The 17,506-nt window shown below is 33.1% G+C and carries 14 protein-coding genes; 9 read left to right on the top strand and 5 right to left on the bottom strand.

Annotated elements, in window-relative coordinates; all coding sequences use genetic code 11:
- Positions 1-8 precede the first annotated feature (8 nt).
- The 3 genes from thrC to thrA form a co-directional block, all read right to left on the bottom strand.
- A complete protein-coding gene (gene thrC / locus QMA06_RS10655) occupies positions 9-1,298 on the bottom strand; it encodes a threonine synthase (RefSeq protein WP_290206838.1) in 1,290 nt (429 codons plus the stop codon).
- Entirely contained in the window at positions 1,298-2,218 is a 921-nt protein-coding gene (locus tag QMA06_RS10660) for a homoserine kinase (protein WP_290206839.1), read from the bottom strand. Before QMA06_RS10660 ends, thrC begins: the two co-directional genes overlap by 1 nt.
- A 102-nt stretch (positions 2,219-2,320) precedes the next feature.
- A complete protein-coding gene (thrA, locus tag QMA06_RS10665) occupies positions 2,321-4,792 on the bottom strand; it encodes a bifunctional aspartate kinase/homoserine dehydrogenase I (RefSeq protein WP_290206840.1) in 2,472 nt (823 codons plus the stop codon).
- A 399-nt stretch (positions 4,793-5,191) separates the two neighbouring features.
- Between thrA and QMA06_RS10670 the strand changes: the two genes are divergently transcribed.
- Complete coding sequence (locus tag QMA06_RS10670) at positions 5,192-6,754, top strand: NAD(P)H-hydrate dehydratase (RefSeq protein ID WP_290206841.1); 1,563 nt, start codon at positions 5,192-5,194, stop codon at positions 6,752-6,754.
- A gap of 99 nt (positions 6,755-6,853) precedes the next feature.
- Here the strand turns inward: QMA06_RS10670 and QMA06_RS10675 are convergent, their stop codons facing one another.
- Positions 6,854-7,891, bottom strand: a complete 1,038-nt coding sequence (locus QMA06_RS10675; protein WP_290206842.1) for a TlpA family protein disulfide reductase — start codon at positions 7,889-7,891, stop codon at positions 6,854-6,856.
- 256 nt (positions 7,892-8,147) lie between these two features.
- On the opposite strand from QMA06_RS10675, the gene QMA06_RS10680 reads away from it, so the two are divergent.
- The 5 genes from QMA06_RS10680 (at position 8,148) to QMA06_RS10700 (ending at position 13,161) form a co-directional block, all read left to right on the top strand.
- On the top strand, positions 8,148-9,359 hold the full coding sequence (locus QMA06_RS10680; RefSeq protein WP_318036600.1) for a class I SAM-dependent rRNA methyltransferase: 1,212 nt from the start codon (positions 8,148-8,150) through the stop codon (positions 9,357-9,359).
- Positions 9,360-9,559: 200 nt separating this feature from the next.
- Positions 9,560-10,507 carry an NAD(P)H-dependent flavin oxidoreductase gene (locus QMA06_RS10685; protein WP_290206844.1) on the top strand — a complete coding sequence of 316 codons (948 nt, stop codon included), beginning with the start codon at positions 9,560-9,562 and terminating at the stop codon, positions 10,505-10,507.
- A 3-nt stretch (positions 10,508-10,510) separates the two neighbouring features.
- Positions 10,511-11,131: a YiiX/YebB-like N1pC/P60 family cysteine hydrolase gene (locus QMA06_RS10690; RefSeq protein WP_290206845.1), complete on the top strand. Its 621-nt coding sequence runs from the start codon at positions 10,511-10,513 to the stop codon at positions 11,129-11,131.
- Positions 11,132-11,430: 299 nt separating this feature from the next.
- Positions 11,431-12,708: a hypothetical protein gene (locus tag QMA06_RS10695; protein ID WP_290206846.1), complete on the top strand. Its 1,278-nt coding sequence runs from the start codon at positions 11,431-11,433 to the stop codon at positions 12,706-12,708.
- Positions 12,709-12,882: 174 nt separating this feature from the next.
- Positions 12,883-13,161, top strand: a complete 279-nt coding sequence (locus QMA06_RS10700; RefSeq protein ID WP_290206847.1) for a YtxH domain-containing protein — start codon at positions 12,883-12,885, stop codon at positions 13,159-13,161.
- 206 nt (positions 13,162-13,367) lie between these two features.
- On the opposite strand, the gene QMA06_RS10705 is transcribed toward QMA06_RS10700, so the two are convergent.
- The gene (locus QMA06_RS10705) at positions 13,368-14,006 is read right to left on the bottom strand and encodes an alpha/beta hydrolase (RefSeq protein ID WP_290206848.1); all 639 of its coding nucleotides are present in this window, start codon (positions 14,004-14,006) and stop codon (positions 13,368-13,370) included.
- A gap of 54 nt (positions 14,007-14,060) precedes the next feature.
- Between QMA06_RS10705 and QMA06_RS10710 the strand changes: the two genes are divergently transcribed.
- The 3 genes from QMA06_RS10710 to menD are packed head-to-tail and all read left to right on the top strand — an operon-like array spanning position 14,061 to position 17,427.
- Positions 14,061-14,483, top strand: a complete 423-nt coding sequence (locus QMA06_RS10710) for a PaaI family thioesterase (RefSeq protein WP_290206849.1) — start codon at positions 14,061-14,063, stop codon at positions 14,481-14,483.
- Positions 14,484-14,489: 6 nt separating this feature from the next.
- Positions 14,490-15,608, top strand: coding sequence for a chorismate-binding protein (locus tag QMA06_RS10715; protein WP_290206850.1), 1,119 nt, complete (start codon positions 14,490-14,492; stop codon positions 15,606-15,608).
- Between the two features lie 58 nt (positions 15,609-15,666).
- Positions 15,667-17,427, top strand: a complete 1,761-nt coding sequence (gene menD, locus QMA06_RS10720) for a 2-succinyl-5-enolpyruvyl-6-hydroxy-3-cyclohexene-1-carboxylic-acid synthase (protein ID WP_290206959.1) — start codon at positions 15,667-15,669, stop codon at positions 17,425-17,427.
- Positions 17,428-17,506: the final 79 nt, after the last annotated feature.

A 17,506-nucleotide genomic window follows, 5' to 3' on the forward strand; every position in this document is an offset into this window, starting at 1 on the left:
CGTTGGTCTTAGCGCAATAAGAAACCTTTCAAATCATTATAAGAATTAATTTTAACTGAAACTTTAGTCTTATCCATTACAGCTTCAATTTGCGATGGTAAGGGCACCTTTTTTTCAATAACTTCTTCAACGACATCTAAAAATTTTGTGGGATGTGCCGTTTCTAAGAACACTACATGCGCATCATTATTTTTTAAATAGTCTTTTGCTCCCAAATAGCCAACAGCTCCATGAGGATCAGCCACATAATTGTAATCTTTATATAGTTCCAAAAGTGCCGTTTTAGTTTGGTCATCTGTATAACTGAAAGATGATAAATTTTTTTTCAACGTTTCGAAATCGTTATTATGCAATTTTTGGATACGTATAAAATTACTAGGATTTCCAACATCCATGGCATTACTAATGGTTTGTATAGATGGTTTGGGATTATATGTTTGCGAAAGCATATAATTTACAACGGTATCATTGGCGTTATTGGCCGCAATGAAATGTTTAATAGGTAACCCTAATTTCTGGGCCACCATACCAGCACAGATATTCCCAAAGTTACCACTTGGAACAGAAAACGCAATGTCCGTATATTTCGATTTTAATTGTTTATAGGTGAACATAAAATAGAATAACTGGGGTAACCAACGTGCTATATTAATAGAATTTGCAGAAGTCAATTGCATTTTACTTGTCAATTCCTTGTCCATAAAGGCTTGTTTCACCATATCTTGGCAATCGTCAAAAACGCCATCAACTTCTAAAGCTGTTATGTTTTGTCCTAAAGTAGTCAATTGTTTTTCTTGTATATCACTCACTTTTCCGCTTGGATATAGAATTACCACGTTTACACCTTTTACACCTAAAAATCCATTAGCTACGGCACCTCCAGTGTCTCCAGAAGTAGCGACTAAAACCGCAACATCATTGGTGTTAGTTTTATTAAAATAACCTAAGCAACGTGCCATAAATCGTGCACCAACATCTTTAAATGCCATAGTTGGACCATGAAATAATTCTAACGTAGAAATGCGCTCATTGATTTTTACCACAGGAAAATCAAAATTCAACGTTTCTTTGATAATGGTTTTTAAAACATCCTCTGGTATTTCAGGAACAATAAATTGCTTAATCGCTTCAAATGCAATATCCACATTAGATTTATCTTCAATGTTTTCAAAGAAAGAAGGATCTAATGGTGTTATCGACTCAGGAAAATATAAACCTTTGTCTGGTGCAAGCCCTCTGACGACAGCATTTTCAAAAGTTGTATTAGGCGCTTTTTTGTTAAGTGAATAGTAGTTCATTATAATATTTTTATTCCTTCTGTATTAATTTTAGAAACATAAGTTTCAAATTTGATATCTGTTTTTGAATATACGTCTCTAATGGCCTTTTCCACATTTGTCGCTGTAGCCTCACTTTTGCTTAAAGCAAAAATTGAAGGTCCTGAACCAGAAATAGCACAACCCAATGCACCAGCTTCCATAGCCGCTAATTTTACTTCGCCGAAATGAGGAATTAACTGTTTACGATGGGGTTCAATCACCACATCAATCAAAGCATCTTTAATTAAATCATAGTTGGAAGTATGCAATGCATGAACCAAGCTGCCAACATTTGCCCATTGTGTTATCGCATTTTGAAGGGGAATTTCTTTTGGAAGAATAGCTCTAGATTCTGATGTTTTTATTTCAATTTGTGGATGGATTAATGTGGCATACAAATCGGAAGGAGTAGGGAGCTCTAGGATTTGCAATGGATGAGCACTTTTAACTAAAGTAAAACCTCCAAAAATTGCTGGAGCCAAATTATCTGCATGTTCACATTTGCTCGCTAAAGCTTCTCCTTTCATAGCAAAATAAGTGAGCTTCGTTTTATCCAATGGCTTTCCTAGTAGCTCATTTATGCCATAAACACTACCGGCTGCGCTTGCAGAACTGCTGCCAATACCGCTTCCTGGTTTAATATTTTTGTAGATTTCTATTTCAAATCCACAGTCTGGCAGTAAATCATTGTACATAGCCAATGCGGAAACTCCTGCTACATTTTCTTCTGTTTTATAGGGTAAATCGTGACCTTCAATTTTTGTGATTCTTATGCCTTTTTCAACTGTTTTTCTAATAACCATTTCATCTCCAATAGTATCTAAACAAAAGCCAAGTACATCAAATCCACAAGCGACGTTAGCCACGGTTGCAGGTGAAAATATTTTAATTTCTTTCATATATTTATTTGTCGCATACGCGGTAATCTAATTATTGAGTGATATGATTATTACGTTAGTTGAACTAGTGAACAAATTAGATTGCGCGATAACTTAATTATTCTAATTATTAGCAATTCTAATAATATCCGCAAATAAACCAGAAGCCGTGACATCTGCCCCAGCGCCGGCACCTTTGATGATCATTGGTTGTTCTGAGTAACGTTGAGTGTAAAACATAACGATATTGTCCTTTCCTTTTAAGTTATAAAATGGATGTCCTTCGGGGATTTCTTGAAGTCCAACTTTAGCTTTTCCATTATCAAATTCGGCAACAAATTTTAATTGACAGTTGTTCTCTTCGGCCGACTTATATAAACTTTGATAATACGCTTCGTCCTTTTTTAAAGTTTCAAAGAAATCATCAACAGAATTTGCGTTCATGGCATCTTCAGTTAAAAAATTATCACTTTCTAAATCCAATAATTCAATAGCATGACCACTTTCTCTTGCTAAAATCAACACTTTTCTCGCGACATCAATTCCACTTAAATCAATGCGTGGATCGGGTTCAGTATAACCTTCTTCTTGGGCTTGTTTAACCACATCATGAAATGTGGTTTCGGCATTAAAATTATTAAATATAAAATTAAGACTTCCAGACAATACGGCTTGTATCGTATTTACATTATCGCCAGATGTAATTAAGTGACTCAAAGTATCAATAACGGGTAATCCTGCACCAACATTGGTTTCAAATAAAAATGACGCGTTATATTGTCTAGAGAGCGCTTTTAGTTCGTTATAATATTCAATATTACCAGAACACGCTATTTTATTACAAGCCACCACAGACATACTCTGTTTTAAATAGTTGCTATAAATATTTGATACGGCTTCGTTTGCCGTGATATCTACAAATACTGAATTTCTTAGATTAAGATTTTTTGCATGTGCAAAGAAACCGTCTAAACTTGCTTTTTCGCCTGCTTCTAATTGAGCTTTCCAATCTTTTAAATTAATACCTTCATCATTAACAATCATGTGTCGAGAATTGGATAAACCAGCAATTCTCATATTTATTTTATAACGTTCCTTAACATATGCTTTTTGCTGTTTTATTTGCTCAATTAAACGTTCACCAACATTACCAACACCTGTAATAAATAAATTAATTTGCTTGGTCTTGATTTCAAAGAACTGCTCATGCAAACTATTTAATGCTTTTTTTACATCATCTTTATGGATTACGGCAGAAATATTTCGCTCAGAGGCTCCTTGTGCTATAGCCCTAATATTTACATTGTTTTTTCCTAATGTACTAAACATTTTACCACTAATACCTTGATGACTTTTCATTTTATCGCCAACGACAGCAATTATCGATAGACCTTTTTCTACAACTAGCGGGTCAATTTTTTGAAGCGCAATTTCATATTCAAATACAATATCAATAACCTCTTTGGCGCGTTCGGCATCACTTTCTGAAATACCTATGCAGATGGAATGTTCAGAAGACGATTGTGTAATTAAAATAATATTGATTTTCTCTTGTGCAAGTGTTTCAAACAAACGCTTACTAAAACCTGGTACCCCAACCATACCATTACCCTGTAAGGTTAAAAGTGCAATATTATCGATATTACTAAGCCCTTTCACAGGAAAACCATTTGCTGTAACTTCCTGAGATATTGTGGTGCCAATGGCGTCCGGATCTAAAGTGTTTTTAATTACAATCGGAATTTTCTTTTTAAGCACTGGCATTACGGTTGGTGGATATAAAACCTTCGCCCCAAAATGCGATAGCTCAACAGCTTCTTGATACGTTAATTGAACGATTGGAGCAGCTTGTTTTACTAATTTTGGATTGGTAGTAAACATACCACTAACATCTGTCCAAATTTGCAATTCCTTCGCGTCTAAGGCGGCAGCAACGATAGCTGCTGTGTAATCGGAACCGCCTCGTCCTAATGTCGTAATTTCACCACTTGCAGATTTGGATACAAAACCTGGCAATAATACTATAGAGTGTCCATTAGATTCAAAAAATGATTGAATATTAGTGTTGGTGAGCTCAAAATTAACAGTAGCATTGTTATAATTTAAATCAGTAACAATGAGTTCTTGCGCGTTTTTTAAAGTAGCATCTAAATTTCTCGATTTTAAAGTATGATGTATTATTGTAGATGATAATGCTTCACCAAAACTTAATAGCTTGTCTTTAGTTTTTGGAGATAATTCATTAATTAAATAGATACCATCCAGAAGGTTTCTAATGTCGCTTAATTTTTCTGTAACGAGATCATTTAACTTTTCATGATATTTTTGAAGCCTTTGATCATTTTCTGAATTTTCAAAGAGTTCTTCCACCACAGTATTATGCTTGGTCCAAATAGCATTATATTTTTGTTTATATTCTAAATTTTTATGGCAAGCTAAATTCGCCGCTTCTAAAAGTTTATCGGTAATACCACCAACAGCAGATACGACGACAGCAATTTTTGATGTTTTGGATTGTTGATCTAAAATTGAAATGACCTTATTTATATTTTTGGCTGATCCTACAGAGGTGCCACCAAATTTGAGAACTTTCATGTGCTTACGTAATTTAAGAGAATAAAATGTCTATTGAGACAATTAGGGCCGGAGTACATATTTATCGATTACCCAAACGGGTAATAAAAATAGTTGAAATGAAAAACATAGAAATCGTCATGTGGTTAGTATTACCCATTTGATGTGATGATATTTTATTTTTTTTCTTCATTACATACCAAAAGTATTATTTTTATATCTACGAAAAAAACTAATCTTACCTTTTTAAGGAATTTGTAAAAAAGGGCACAACTTTAGTTAAAAAATGAATTATAACTAACAAATTGCAATAGGAATTAAATTATTCACATCAAGATTATAACTGTAGCATCCAAATATAACTCTCGAATGATTTATAGTGCATTCCATAAAACTTGTCAAATAAAATAAAGCAGATACATGAAATTATTTTCAAAAGAACAGATTTACGAAGGAGATAAACTTACCACAGAGCGTCAAAAGATATCCTCAACAGAACTAATGGAACGTGCAGGCACTCAGATTTTTAATTGGATGCATACGCGCATGCAAGGTGCACAGGTGCCTATTCATGTATTCTGTGGTATTGGCAATAATGGAGGAGATGGCTTGGTATTAACTAGGCACCTTATAACTCATGGTTATAATGTGGTGTCCTATATTATAAACTGTAGTGATAAGCGTTCAAAAGATTTTTTGATTAATTATGATCGTGTTAAAAATGTAACTAAGGATTGGCCGCAAATGAAAGGCTGCAAAGAAGAATTGGATACCATAAAAATTGGTGCTGATGATATAATTGTGGATGCTATTTTTGGTATTGGTTTAAACCGTCCCCCAAATGATTGGGTTCAATCATTATTCCAAAAATTTAGAGCCTCTAAAGCTTTTACATTATCTATTGATATTCCTTCTGGGCTGTATACAGATGAAGCTGTTAAAGATGAGAATGCGGTGGTCCATGCTCATTTTACCTTAAGTTTTCAGTCTCCAAAATTAGTCTTTTTTCTACCCGAAACGGCTCAATTTACTAAAGAATGGGAGGTGCTAGATATAGGCATAGATCGTGATTATCTAATAGAAACGGAAACCGTGGTAGAACTTATTGCTAAGCGAGAAGTGTTACCTCTTTATAAACCCAGACAAAAATATTCGCATAAGGGAAATTTTGGTCATGTTTTGATAATTGGCGGAAGTTATGGAAAAATTGGAGCAACTAATTTGGCCAGTAGAGCAGCATTGAGTTCTGGAGCAGGATTGGTATCTGCTTATGTACCAAAATGTGGCTATCATAGTTTGCAAACTGCGATACCCGAAATTATGGTGGTAACTGATGAAAATGAAACTAATATTTCAAGTATAAATTTTGAAATAGAACCAACTGTCATTGGTATCGGCATAGGAATGGGAACTTCGGATAGTACAGCAAAAACATTTGAATCATTTCTGAAGTCTAATAAAACTCCCTTAGTGATTGATGCTGACGCTTTAAATTTATTATCTAAAAAGAAAACTTTGTTACAATTATTGCCAGATCTAACGATTTTAACACCGCACCCTAAAGAGTTAGAACGTTTAATAGGAAAGTGGTCTGATGATTTTGAAAAGCTTAAAAAAGCAAAGGATTTTTCAAAAAAATATAATGTAATTGTAGTGATTAAAGGATCTAATACAATTACCGTTTATCACGATAAATTATATGTAAACACCACAGGCAATCCTGGTATGGCCACTGGCGGAACAGGTGATGTATTGACTGGTGTCATTTCGGGCATGCTCGCTCAAGGTTACGAGCCTTTAACAGCGACTATTTTTGGGGTTTACCTTCATGGAAAATCTGCAGATATTGCTTTAGAAGATTATGGTTATCAAAGTTTAATTGCAAGTCATATAATTGAAAATATGGGAGATGCTTATATGGACTTATTCAAACAATCAGAACAGGCACAGGAAGAAGTGCAAAAGGAGTCCCAACAGAAATAATAAGAAGCAAAACGGTTAGCAAAACGCAAGAATACTCACATAAAAAAAGCCTATTTAATCTAAATTAAACAGGCTTTTAAATTTAAAAATTATTGAATATTAAATACCCAATTCATCAAATAATTCAATTAATACTGTACTTGAAGGTCTTGGTGCATCTGCATTTACAATATTTCCTTCAGGATCTACCAAGATAAATCTAGGAATACCATTGATTTTATAGTCTCTAATAAAGGTTGATTTAAATCCATCATCTGCTATTAATTGCGTACCACCCAAATCCTTATCGGCCACCATTTTTTTCCAAGCTTCATATGCGGCAACTTTATTACCTTTGTAACCTCTACCTTCATCAATAGAAATACTGACAAATTGAATATTTTTGTCCTTATATTGTTCTTCTATTTTTTTCAACGAAGGAATTTCTCGAATACAAGGTCCACACCAAGTAGCCCAAATATCAAAATATACATATTTGCCTTTAAAATCTGAAAGCGACATTTCACCACCTGCAAAGTTTTCGTAATTTTCAAATGCAGGAGACGGAGACCCTTTCGGAAATTCATCTCTTGTTGCTAATTTGGAACTCATAAACCTCGATAGTTGTTGAATAGTGCCTTCAACATTCTTATCCATTACAGCAACTTGTACAGAGTCTACATCCGCATATTTATTTTTAAGTCCCTCATAATCGGACTTGTAATTTTCAATAGCTTTTTCTACGTCTTCTTTAGTGCCAGAAGAAATAAGATCTTCCGTAAAATACTGTTTAGAAATCAAAAATGACTGTACTGAGAAATTATTAATATCAGAAGCATCACCTTTAAATTCCATAGAATCTACAAAAGCATTATTATCAGTCTCAAAAGTGGTATGGTTATTATTCTTCAAATAGATTTGTCCATATTCCTTTCCATGTTGAAAACTATAATGTCCTGCCACAACTTTTAAGGTGTCATTAAAAGTACCATCGTCATTTACAGTAATATTTTTTTCGTAGTTTCTACCTTGAAAAACTCTTATTATTTTACTCTCATCTGGATTTTCAATTTTACCAGAAAGTGTCGCATAATCTTTAGGCTCACTTTTACACGCTATTATGGTAAACCCTAAACAAAGTACTAATATTTTTCTCATAATTTATTTTAAATTCAAATGCAAACATAGGGATTATATCGTAAAGCTTATTTTAAAATTTTTATAAAATGAGTTAAAAATAGTGCCAGATTCGCTTTTTGCAGTTTACATTATACCTTGCTTCCCTTAAGGACAACAAGCGCTATTTTTGTTATTAATTTATAATATTTTATAGATTTTTATAAATAGCTTGAATTTCATTTTTTAAAATCCATATTTTTGAAGTCTCAGCCTTCTAATGCTGTATTTCTATAATTTGAAAAATAACTACCATCCTAAAAACCTAGCGGTAAAGCTTAATGCCAAAGGAGAACAATTTGTTGTAAAAGGACACCCATGGGTGTTTTCTAATAGCATTGTAAAGATAAGCGATGACCCCAAAACAGGTGATTTAGCCATAATCTTTAGTAAAAACAAAAATAAAGTCATTGGTTTAGGTTTATACGACGCTAATTCTCCTATTAGGATAAAAATCGTGCATAATGCTGAAAATAAAGCAAAAATCGACGCTAACTTCTTCCATTACAAGATCAAAATAGCTTTTGAAAAACGTAGTGAATTATTAAGAACTAATACTAATAGTTACCGGTTGTTGTTTGGGGAGAATGATGGCTTTCCAGGATTAATTGCCGATGTGTATGATAGCGTTTTAGTTGTAAAATTATATTCTGAAATTTGGTTACCATATTTGGAATCTATTTTAGATAGCTTGCAAAAAATTTCAAAAGTAGAAACGGTAGTCATGCGATTAAGCAGAAGTTTGCAAAACCATAAAAGCCATAATTATACGGATGGTGATGTGATTTTTGGAACGCTTAAAAAAGAAGTAATAGAGTTTATAGAACATGGAGTAAAATTTTCAGCTAATGTCATTAAAGGTCATAAAACAGGTTACTTTTTAGATCATAGAGCCAATAGAAAACGTGTAGGTGAATTGAGTCATGGAAAAACGGTTTTAGACGTATTTTCATACGCTGGGGGATTCTCAGTCCATGCATTGGCTAATGGCGCTGAGCAAGTTACTAGCTTAGATATTAGTAAACAGGCTTTAGATATGGCTCGAGAAAATGGAAAATTAAATGATTATTCTGGGATTCATAAAACCATTTCGGGTGATGCCTTTGACGAGATGAAATCTTTAATTAAAAACGGAAAAACCTATGATGTGGTTGTTATAGATCCCCCAAGTTTCGCCAAGCAACAGTCTGAAATAGAATTAGCCAAAAAGAAATACGCGCAATTAGCAGAGCTAGGTGAACAGCTAACGGCAAAAAATGGCATTTTAATTTTAGCGTCTTGCTCATCTCGGGTAACAGCACAGTCATTTTTCGATTTAAATTCAAGAGTATTAAATGCCCAATCTAGACTTTTTGAAACAGAATTAAAAACCACACATGATAGTGATCATCCAATTTCATTCCCTGAAGGAGCATATTTAAAATGTGGGTATTATCGATTTTTAGAGTAAAATCAACATTTTCTATTTTGAAAATATATAGCGTTCTTCATTATTCTTGAAGTGTTTGTAATAGTTTGCTTGAAGGTAATTGGTTTTCATATGCGACTAAGGAATTCCACAAGGTATTATGCGTGCATAATAAATTTATCTATATTTGTATCTCAAACGAAGTTTAATTAATTCTATTCCCGATTTTACGGGTAGTTATCATGAAAACCAAACTAACTGAACTCCTTAATATTAAACATCCTATTATTCAAGCCCCAATGTTTTTAGTTTCTAATGTAGAGATGGTTACAGAAGCTATGAAAGCTGGCATTGCTGGATGTATTCCTGCTTTAAATTATAGAACTATTGAAGAATTGAGAGCAGCAATTAAAACACTTAAAGCTAATAAAGTGGATGGAGGTTCGTTTGGATTCAATTTAATTGTAAATAAATCTAACGTAAAATATAAGGGACAGTTAGAAACCTTATGCGAAGAAGGGTGTGACTTTATAATTACATCTTTAGGAAGTCCGGAAGAAACTATAAGACAAGCACATGCGGTTGGCATTAAAGTATTTTGTGATGTTACAGATTTGCGATTTGCAAAAAAAGTAGAGCAATTAGGAGCCGATGCTGCAATAGCGGTAAATAGTGAAGCCGGAGGTCACCGTGGTAATTTATCTCCAGAAGAGCTAACAAGTTTATTGAAAAAAGAATTAACGATTCCTGTGATTTCGGCTGGTGGAGTAGGTTGTAAAGCGGACGTTGATAGGATGATAAGTTATGGTGCTTCAGGGGTTTCAGTAGGCAGTCCATTTATTGCTTCAGTTGAAGCTGGTGTTACGGACGAGTACAAACAAGCTTGTGTCGATTATGGCGAAAAAGATATCATTATGACAGAACGTATTTCTGGCACACCATGTACGGTTATTAATACACCATACGTTCAGAAAATAGGAACTAAAGCGACTTGGATTGAAAACTTGTTGAACAAAAATAAAAGTTTAAAAAAATGGGTTAAGATGATTCGTTTTTCTATTGGGATGAAAGCTACAGAAAATGCCGCTAAAAAAGCGACTTATAAAACGGTATGGGTTGCAGGACCTAGTATTGAGCATACTAAAGAAATACTTCCTGTGAAAGCTATTGTTAATAATCTAACGCACTAATTTTTGAAAGCTCTTTACTATATTTTAATCATAGGTTTTTGTGTTTCATGTTCTAACACATCTCAAATAAAGTCTGGTGATATTGTGTTTAGAGGAGCAATTAATAGTGGTCTTTCTGAAGCTATAAATGATGTTACCCAAACTTCAAAACTCACGAATTATACACATATTGGAGTGTGTAAGGTTGAAAATGGTAATGTTGTTGTTTATCATTCTGATTTAGGAAAAGGAGTTGTTAAAGAACCTTTGGAGCAATTCATTAATGCAGAAGATTCTATAGATTATCAGGTGGATCTATATCGCATAAAAAACATAACTTCAAAACAAATTCAAAATGTGCTGTCGGCTGCTCAGAAGTTAGTTGGTAATTCGTATAATATCACCTATATTTTAGAAGATGAAGGTTATTATTGTTCTGAATATATTTATGAGATATTTAAAGCGGATTCCATCTTTGCGTTAGAACCTATGACGTTTAAAAATTCCGAAACTGATACCTTTCATAATGGTTGGATTGAACACTATGAAAATCTAGGTATAGCAATTCCAGAAGGTAAATTAGGATGTAATCCTAACGGCATGGCGAATAGTAACACTATAGAATTTATAAAAAAGATAAATTAGCGCATTTATTTATTAATAACACCACTTTTCTTGTTACAAATTAGAGCTTACAAGTAAGCTCATCTATTCTATTATTCTAATAATAAAATATTTAGATGGCATTTCTTGCAAGAAACTTTGTTGTTCTATTTTTTGATATTCTATGGCAATTTTAATAAAAAGCATATTTTTTTAAAATTTCCCCTGCTCTAAAATATATAATCATATCAGTCCTAAAATGATGTAATTAGGTTAAAATTCTTCATTTAGAAATCTTAACTTAGTGGTTTGCGCATATATTATAAATCCATAACCAATTCATGTCGAAACGTAACATACTTATAACATTTTTTCTCGTTATATTGGTAATAGTCCTGTCTATATATTGGTCTGTAGCTAGTACTGATAAAATAACATCTAAATCCGTTCTTTATAATATTGAGAATGCGGAAACCACAAATTTTAGAACCTATGATTCTGTGGAGTTATTGCCAAGTGACTTGTACAAGGCAGACGACGTTAAAAAAGTAATTCAAGGGGAGCAATATCGTGCGGCTTGGTCAGCGAAAATAAAAGTACCGATTGTTTTTTTAGATACTTTAAAAGGTGGTATGACTATGGTTGAAAAAGGGGGTGGTAAACAAACCCATTCATTAGAAATGCTTGGAGCGGATGGAATTACTTATACATTGCGAAGCGTAAATAAAGATGCAAAATTGTTGATTCCTGAGTTCTTAAAATCTTTAAAGTTAGAAAATATAGTCGTTGATGGAATATCTGCACAACATCCATTTGCCGCAATTTTGGCGGCGGAATTAGCTGAGAAAGCACACGTTTTACATACAAGTCCGCGAATGCTATTCATACCTAAGCAAGAACGATTAGCACACTATAATACCGATTTTGGTAACAAATTGTACCTGTTAGAATATGAAACTAAAAGTGAGGTTAATTATACCACACTTAAGAATGTACAAGACATAATAGACACTGATAATTTGCAAGAATTAAAACTTCAATTAAAAGATTCTCTACATATAGATGCACGCGCTTTAGTGAGAAGCCGCTTGTTTGATATGCTAATTGGCGATTGGGATAGGCATACAAAGCAATGGGGTTGGGCGATTCAAAAAACGGAACGTGAATATACGGCGATTCCTGTTGCTGGGGATCGAGACAACGCCTTCTTTAAAACGGATGGTTTAATTCCAACCTTAATTGCTAATAGGCACGTAGTAAAAGAATTAAGATCTTTTGAGAAAGATATCGATTTTATGGAGGGGCTAGTATATCCTTTTGATAATTACTTTTTGTCTCAAACACCAGAAAGTATTTTTATCGAAGAGGCTGAAAAATTACAATCGAGGCTTACCGATTCAGTATTAAATGCCGCATTAAATGTTTGGCCTCAAAATATTAGGGATTTAGATGGTGCTGATATTGTATTAAAAATTAAAGAACGACGAGACGATTTGAAAGAATATGCGATTCAATTTTATAAAATAATTCAAAAAAAAGGCAAAGTTACTAAGCCATTAAAAGGATCTGAAGACTTAGAATTAAGCAATGATTTTATAGGATGTTTTGAATGTGGATGACATCCATAGAGTTTGAAAGAATCGAATTATTTTGTATTCGTATTATCTCTATAGTGTATATGTGTTTATTAAAGCATTTCACATTTTTAATATGGAACGAAATTTGTTCGTAACGAAACAGCATATTTTACGACGTATTAGTAGAATGAAAGTTTAATAAAAATTAAAAATGTTATGATACAATTTAAAGGAGCATTAGTTTTAGGCACAATATTAGGAGCAGCCGCCGGAGTTTTATTAGCTCCAGATAAAGGAAGCGTCACCAGAGATAAATTAAAAAGGAGGGTAAAGCGATTAAGGATCAGCTTGCAAATGATTTTTCAGAAGTTAAAGAAGATTTATCTAAAGCAGCAAACTCTGGGAAAGATAAATTTAAACAAGATTTGGAAGATTTTTCTTCAAAATCGAGTTATAAAACAGAACAAGCAATCACGTTTCTCGAAAAACAATTAGCGATTCTTAAAGAAAAGAATAAGACTTTTCAGAAGACGAGCTAAATAAATTTTTAATGAAGCATTACCAAGCGGGCAATAAGGCTTTTTATATTATAAAATATGAGACCAATAATTTATGCTTTATTTATATGGTAGTCATGGCCATATATATACTTTTTATATAAGGTCATTTTGATTATTTGCTGGTTCTTTTAGGTCATTTTTTTACACCAAATTATTTATCAATTCCACATTAACTTCATGTTTACCTGCAAAAGGTAGTACAATCAATCTATCGTTAAAAAGCGATTGTGCTTTTTCCGATTCTAATTGAATTCTATGCTCATCTAAGTATTCATCTTCAGTTCCATAAATCATTTTCACTTTGGTATCTTTAGATAAATACTTAAAATCTTCTGCATCTAATTCTTTAGGAATACCTCCAGAATGTAATATCAACTGATGGCATTGTAAGTTTCGTTTGGCTAAATATCTCATAGCTATACTGACGCCCTGTGAATACCCGAAAACTATAAGGTTCAAATCCTTATTAATATTCTCAGCTTCTAATACCGCATCGAGATAGTTCAAAATATTTTCCATTCCAGTTGCTGTATTATCTCGAGTTAACCAATTTGCTCCAACATGCATTTTGGGTTGAATATAGTATTTACTAGGAGCTTGAGGTGAAATGATGTAATTTTCATCGGAATTTAAATCTTTAAAATATCTTAAAAAATAACGGCTCATATAACCCATACCGTGAAAAACTAACCAAACAGTTTTTGTACGTTTGGTTAGCGTATTTAAAGTAGAGTAGGAGTTGCTGGTTGTATATGTGATTTCTTTCTCTTGCGAATTCATTATTCTAGGTGGTTTCTTTATCTTTGTATTCCAAGTTTAAAAATACAGTATTCTATGCAATTATCTAAAGAAGACATGCTAGCAAGAGCCAATGCCGCCAGCAAAAACACATTAATGGAAACCTTAAGTATTGAGATTGTGGATTTTGGTGATGATTTTCTTGTGGCTAGAATGCCTGTAACCTCAAAAGTGCATCAGCCAGATGGTGTTTTACATGGTGGAGCAACAGCAGCTTTAGCAGAAAGTGTTGGTAGTTTTGCATCGCATATTTTTATTGATACGGAGAAATTTTTTATTCGCGGACTAGAAATCACTGCTAATCATTTAAAAAGTATTAGTGAAGGATATATCTATGCTAAAGCAACGTTTTTACACAAGGGACGTACAACTCAACTTTTGGATATTAGAGTAACGGACGACGATGAAAATCTGATTTCAATTTGTCGATTGTCAACCATTTCACTTCCAAAAAAATAATAAAGAATGAACCACGATTCATTTTTTGAAACTCTAGAAACACAGTTTACCAATCAATTACCATTTGTGGTTTATAGCAGACCTATAAATTCTGTTGTAAAATGTTGGTTGCAAAAGGATGATGAATTGCATAGCACCGAATTTTTTACGGAAAGCGGATTTGTATTTGCACCATTTAATTTATCAGAAAAGAGTATACTTTTTCCAAAGGATAAATGCGAATATTCTGAAATTAGATGTGAAAATCTAGAGATTGAATCTGTGGAATCAACTAAAATTACAGTTGATGAATACGATAAAATTAATCATATAAACTTAGTTCTTAAAGGACGAGAAGCCATTAACAATGGTGATTTAGAAAAAGTAGTCTTATCGCGTTGCGAAACAAAAGTAATTCAAAATAATAACCCCATTTCTATTTTTAAGCAACTCTATAATAGTTATAAAAATGCTATGGTTTATTGCTGGTATCATCCAAAAGTGGGATTATGGATTGGTGCTACACCAGAATTGTTATTTAAAACTGAAGGCAAACAACTAACCACAATATCGTTAGCCGGTACACAACCATATAAACAAAATTCCGAACCAACGTGGACAGAGAAAGAGTTTGTGGAACAGCAAATTGTTACAGATTATATAACACGGCAATTAAAACCATATACAAAACAAATTGAGGTATCTCAAGTGAATACGGTTAGAGCCGGAAAATTATTGCACCTTAAAACTAAAATTACAAGTATTATCCATGAAAAAGCGCAATTAAAGTCAATTATTGAAGCCTTGCATCCGACTCCAGCAGTTTGTGGTTTTCCTAAACCTGAAGCAAAGACATTCATTCTTCAACATGAAAATTATAATCGCGAATTTTATACTGGTTTTTTAGGTGAATTAAATCTGAAAATTTCTAAGACAAGAAATACCAACAGACGAAATGTTGAAAATAATGCCTATGCCGTGGTAAAATCACAATCTAATTTTTATGTGAATTTACGCTGCATGCAATTAAAAGGTTCTAATGCCAGTATTTATGTTGGTGGCGGAATAACAAAAGATTCTAACCCAGAAAAAGAGTGGGAAGAAACCGTTAATAAAACTGCAACTATCGTTAACGTTTTAGATTAAAATAATTAAATTTTAAAAAAAAATGTTTTTTCCTTTTGAAAAGACGGAAGATGGGCTTATGAAATATTCCAAAATCCCTTTATCGCAAACTATCGTCACGTTATGTAAAACACATAATATAAAGCATATTGTTATTTCCCCAGGCAGTAGAAATGCCCCTTTAACCATTGGTTTTACACACGATGTTTTTTTTAACTGTTACAGTATTGTTGATGAACGTTGTGCCGCATTTTTTGCTTTAGGTATAGCACAGCAATTGCAAGAACCTGTAGCCTTGCTTTGTACTTCGGGTAGTGCATTACTCAATTATTATCCAGCGGTTGCAGAAGCGTTTTATAGTAATATTCCACTTGTAGTTTTATCTGCAGATAGACCAAAACATTTAATAGATATTGGTGACGGACAAACCATTAAGCAAAAAAACGTTTATGGGGATCATGCTATATATAGTGCAAATTTAAAGCTCGATTTAAAAGAAACAGAGAATGCACAGTTGGCAAGCGAAATGCCAATAATTAAAAGTCTTGAAAATAAATTAGAACGATTTTTAGGGCTTCAAAAAGATATTCAGACTTATAACGAATCTGAAATTCACGATGCTTTGACTGTTGCTAAATTAAATTCAGGACCAGTTCATATTAATTGCCCCTTTGATGAACCGCTATATGAAACCGTGGAAGATTTAGATATAAACCCCAAGCCTTTTAAAATTCAAACACGACAAGAAAAAGTCGATGATTTTGAAATTAAAAGTCTACTCGATGTTTGGCATAGCGCAAAACGAAAGATGATTCTGGTTGGTGTATTACAGCCTGATGCTATTGAAACAAAATGGATTCAGGAAATAGCTGATGATGATAGTATAATTGTGTTTACAGAAACGACATCTAATTTGCATCATCAAGACTTCTTCCCTGGTATTGATAAAATAATAGCTCCTTTAGATGAAAACGGTTTTAAAGCGCTTCAACCAGAAGTTTTGCTCACCTTTGGGGGTTTAATTGTTTCAAAAAAAATTAAATCCTTTCTAAGAACCTATAAACCAGAATACCATTGGCATGTTGATTTATACAGGGCTAATGACACTTTTTTCTGTTTAGACAAACATATAAAGTTACGACCTAATACATTCTTATCCGCATTTTTACCGCAAGTAACACATCACACTAAAAGTAATTATAAATCGATATGGTTAGAGGTTCGACAAAGAAGACGGAAACTTCAAGCCAATTATTTAGAACATTTACCGTTTTCCGATTTTACCGTATTCAGTACCATTCTAAAAAGGTTGCCAAAAAAAAGTCAATTACAGGTTGGCAATAGTTCTGCTATTCGCTACACCCAATTATTTAAAATGCCAAAAAGTGTTGAAGTTTTTTGTAATAGAGGCACCAGTGGAATAGACGGAAGTACAAGTACAGCTATTGGAGCCGCAGTGGCTAGGCAAAAACAAATTACCTTTATTACTGGTGATATAAGTTTCTTTTATGATAGTAATGCCTTGTGGAATAATTATATTCCAAATACGTTTAGAATTATAATTATTAATAATGAAGGAGGCGGTATTTTTAGAATTCTTCCGGGTCATAAAGACACAGAAAATTTTGATACTTTTTTTGAAACCAAGCACCATTTAAAAGCGAAACAACTTTGCGACATGTATAATTTAGATTATATGGAGGCTTCAGATGAGACATCGTTATTAACATATTTAGAGGACTTTTATGAGGTTAGTGACAGACCGAGATTATTGGAGATATCCACTCCTTCCGTCGTAAATGATAGAATTCTTCTCGATTATTTTGAAAACATCAAATAATTAATGTTTACTTAAAGTATCGTTAAGATGTGACTTTACCGTTTTTGGAGTTTCTAAAAAATAGTTATATTTAAGGAAA

The sequence above is a fragment of the Winogradskyella bathintestinalis genome, from assembly GCF_030407435.1.
Taxonomy (GTDB): domain Bacteria; phylum Bacteroidota; class Bacteroidia; order Flavobacteriales; family Flavobacteriaceae; genus Winogradskyella; species Winogradskyella bathintestinalis.